The 2,937-nt window shown below is 59.4% G+C and carries 3 protein-coding genes; 2 read left to right on the forward strand and 1 reads right to left on the reverse strand.

Features of this window, described 5'->3' with window-relative positions; translation table 11 throughout:
- On the forward strand, positions 1–257 hold a 257-nt coding region (locus Q4P21_RS15550; RefSeq protein ID WP_303389635.1), incomplete at its 5' end, for a hypothetical protein.
- Between the two features lie 73 nt (positions 258–330).
- Here the strand turns inward: Q4P21_RS15550 and Q4P21_RS15555 are convergent.
- Positions 331–1,320 carry an acyl-CoA thioesterase gene (locus Q4P21_RS15555; protein ID WP_303389636.1) on the reverse strand — a complete coding sequence of 330 codons (990 nt, stop codon included), beginning with the start codon at positions 1,318–1,320 and terminating at the stop codon, positions 331–333.
- Between the two features lie 507 nt (positions 1,321–1,827).
- Here Q4P21_RS15555 and Q4P21_RS15560 point away from each other — a divergent pair.
- Positions 1,828–2,739, forward strand: coding sequence for a hypothetical protein (locus Q4P21_RS15560; RefSeq protein WP_303389637.1), 912 nt, complete (start codon positions 1,828–1,830; stop codon positions 2,737–2,739).
- Positions 2,740–2,937 lie beyond the last annotated feature (198 nt).

Below are 2,937 nucleotides of genomic sequence, written 5' to 3' on the forward strand. Positions count from 1 at the left end.
ACTCAATGGAAGGCAAGATCATGCAAACCACACATCGGGCATGGCGGCCGGCGGGCATTGCCGTTGCCGCCCTGCTCGTGGCATTGGCAGCGCCGGCCCCGGCATTTTCCGTTCAGGATCCCGGAACCTCGGGCGGGGTAGGGCCATCCCACACCAACATGCAATGCCCGCTACACCGCATAGGAACGGAGTTGGTCCGTTGCGATGCTCTCACCGGCGCAGGGACAAATGCTCCCTCGTGGATCCCTGAGCGGTAGGCAACCAGCTCTCTCCAACCAGCACCTGTCCGACGGCGACCTGCCGGGGCCTCGTCGGGTGGGCGCGGGTTCGTCAGGGCTGCTTTGCCGCGGGACTGAGAGTCTTCATCAGATGATTGGCGATCATGTTTCGTGGCATCCTGGCGCGGATTTCCAGTAGCTCGCGGGCGTGGTCGCGCAGGCGTTTGTCTTCTTCGGTTACCGGAACCCAGGGCTGAATCGGCATTGAGTTGCCGTCGTCGTCACGCGCCACCATCACGGTCAGGCAGTACGTGGTCAGGTTCATCTCACGGCCCTTCGGATCTCCCGACCGCACATGCACTGCAATGTGCATCCCTTTGATCCCGGTGTAGACCAGCCGGGCCTCTACTTCCACCACGTGGCCAATCAGCAGCGGCCGGTAGAACCTGACGCCGCCGGAGAACACGGCGACGGTGTCACTGCCGCAGTATCGTGACGCGCACACATAGGCGGCTTCATCGATCCACTTCATGACGATTCCGCCGTGCACCTTGCCACCCCAGTTCACGTCCGTGGGTGCCGCCATGAACCTCAGGATGACTCGCTCGGCCGTTCCGGCATCCGTGTACTCCTGGTCTTTCATGGCGGCCACGATCTCTTCCCGGACCTTGATCCGGGCCACGGCGTCCTGGTGCTGTTCAATCTCCTCGGCCGTGGTGGGCTCCACCGGTGTCACCGGAATGGGTTTGCCGTCTTCGCCCACGGCGACGAATATCACGGTGCACTGGCTGCGCATCGTGGGGGTACCGCCCTTTGGATCGCCCGAGGACACCACGGTGCGGATGTGCATTGATGAGCGCCCGGTGTACACGATGGTCGCCTTCACCTCCACCATGTCCCCGACGTTGACAGGGTCGGCAAAGCGGATATTGCCCACATAGGCAGTCACACAATATGACTTGGACCAGCCGACGGCGGCCGCGTACGCCGCCTTGTCCACCCACTCCAGCACGGTGCCGGCATCCACGGAGCCGCTGTGCCCGACGTCGGTGGGGGCTGCAAGGAAACGAAGGGTCACCGAATTGGTGGCAGTCTCAGTCATGGGAGAAGTCTATTGAAGTGGAGGGCAGGCCCGGGTTGGGGAGGTCGCATACGCTGTTACACCCGTCACAATCATCACCCTGGATGGGGACCGAGATGAGGCTGTGCCGCAGGCGACGAAAGGCCAGACGGACGGGGAACCAACATGCCGAACGTTGATTCAGCGACATATGGGGTGGAGGCAAGATTGCTGCTTCTTTGGCGGTGCCGAGAGTCGAAGCTGCCACCGTTCCCGGATTCCATTCTGAAGGTTGAGAGCAAGTCCACGAGGCCTTAGCCACTGCAATGTCCCCACATTCGATGACAAAACAGTCCCTGACATGGAATTTTGCTCCTCCATGGTCATTTCCTCACTAACATTCTGGCAGGAAGAATGCCTCCGGCGGAGGAGCACACGGTGGCTGCTTTCCAAGGATTCTTGATACTTCACCCGCGGTAATCGTCCCCGTTCGAAAGGTAGTCCTCCTTGTCCTTCAATACTAGAATCCATGCCCAGCGTAAGTTTTCCATGTACGTCGCTTTTATTGTCCCAGCGCTTCTATTAGCGATTTCGGGGTGTGCTGAGAACCCGCAAAGCGGGGTTGCAGATCCTGCCCTCCTTCACACGGATTCTCAGGTTTCCGCGATTGCATCCGCCTCGGCGGCTTCTACGGCTGTCGCAACACCTCGTCCATGGCATCCGCAGCGCAGCTATTCGGCTGATCAGTTGCAAGAGATTCTGGAAGTGGTGGCCGCAGAAAATAACGTGAGTAGCTCACAAATATTCAGCGATGCCATGCTTCAGTCGCTGATGGCCGGAGCAGGATCACTCGTAGAGCAGTCTGCGCTCCCTGGTCAGGGTATCAATCCTGCTTCATGCAGCCAGCTGGCCCAGCCCGGTGCCCCTAATCTCTTGGATGCGGATACGCCGAAGGCTTTCCTCACTTTCTTGTCCCCGAACGGGGTCACCACGATCGCTGTCGAGGTCGCCTCATTTGCGGATGAGGCGTCCGCTCAAGCTGTCGTTGCGAAGAATCGTGACGCGCTTGACGTGTGCAAAAATTTTACGATCGATGCGGCGATGGACATTGGACCTGTGAGCGTTGCACTGCATGGCTTGGGCACTGTCGACAGAGCTCCATTTGAAATAGACGCTGACGACGCCGTAACGTCAAAATATGCCTTGACGATGACGAGCACCACTACCGGTGTCTCAAATACCAATCCCACGACCGATCCAGAGACGCAGGTGCACGGACTTTCCACGTATGCTCGCGTCGGCTCGCTCCTCGTCATAGCCTTTGCCTCGCAGGAAGACGGGGCTATGCCAGATTCCCTGGAGCTGCAAAAAATCACTGGTGAAACAATTTCGACGGCACTGTCTCCAACGACATCAACACCGCAGACAACGAAGCAGACCTTTTATCCGGTTGGTCCGTAGGAACCAACCCACTCATCGGTGGGCGGATTGCCCGTCGGGCCATTGCGCGGACGTAGGCCAATCGGCCAGCCACCACGAATGGTGAGACAACGCGCATTCGATGGGTGGCCGGCGTCGTACGCCAAACTACGTGACCAGCAGTTGCCCCAGTTCCTGGGTGCAGCGGGTGAGCGCAACATAGAGTCCGTTCCAACCGCG

Origin of the sequence: Arthrobacter sp. (genome assembly GCF_030540645.1) — a bacterium.
In the GTDB taxonomy this organism is placed as follows: domain Bacteria; phylum Actinomycetota; class Actinomycetes; order Actinomycetales; family Micrococcaceae; genus Specibacter.